This window comes from Serratia sp. CY27727 (assembly GCF_052169275.1).
GTDB classification, from domain to species: Bacteria; Pseudomonadota; Gammaproteobacteria; order Enterobacterales; family Enterobacteriaceae; genus Serratia; species Serratia sarumanii.
The window spans coordinates 1-624 of record NZ_JBJNLB010000031.1 but is presented as its reverse complement, the minus strand read 5'-3'; the positions used below and the strand labels follow the sequence as shown (position 1 = coordinate 624).

The following is a 624-nucleotide window of genomic DNA, read 5'->3' as shown; positions in this document are numbered from 1 at the left end:
TTGTAAGCCTTAAACCACCTCCTAAGGAGGTGGTGATTGAACCTGTGAGGCTCTAGCCTGAAGGAAACCCATGCCGGAATATTCCAGCTTACTCACCACAAGTAAGAAGGAAATCACCAACATGGGTTTATACAGGAGTTCATCACATGTGTTCTGGCGTTGCAAATACCACCTGGTTTGGACGCCGAAGTATCGATTTAAAATCCTCCGCGACAAGGTGGGCAAAGAGCTCTACCGAACAATTTATATCCTCTGCAACATGAAGGACTGTGAAGTTCTTGAGCTAAATATTCAGCCAGATCATGTGCATCTGGTCGTGATAGTCCCCCCGAAGCTATCGATTTCGACGTTGATGGGCGTCCTGAAAGGACGCAGTGCAATCCGGCTTTACAATCGTTTCCCACATATACGAAAGAAGTTGTGGGGCAATCATTTTTGGGCAAGGGGATACTTTGTCGATACGGTAGGGGTAAACGAAGAAATTATCAGGCGATACGTGAAGCATCAGGATAAGAAGGACCAAGAGATCGAACAGCAGATGGAGCTGTTGCAGGATTAACTCGAAAATGGCCCCCTTTTAGGGGGCGTCGTGTAAAGCCACCTCCTCAGGAGGTGGTCTTTTAC

The 624-nt window shown here is 47.3% G+C and carries 1 protein-coding gene; it reads left to right on the top strand.

Features of this window, described 5'->3' with window-relative positions; translation table 11 throughout:
• Positions 1-121: 121 nt before the first annotated feature.
• The gene (gene tnpA / locus ACJ8HB_RS24945) at positions 122-559 is read left to right on the top strand and encodes an IS200/IS605 family transposase (RefSeq protein ID WP_047571605.1); all 438 of its coding nucleotides are present in this window, start codon (positions 122-124) and stop codon (positions 557-559) included.
• Positions 560-624 lie beyond the last annotated feature (65 nt).

Excerpts from the sequence above, each read along its gene's own strand:
- tnpA (WP_047571605.1), top strand. The coding sequence starts at position 122 with ATGGGTTTATACAGGAGTTCATCACATGTGTTCTGGCGTTGCAAATAC.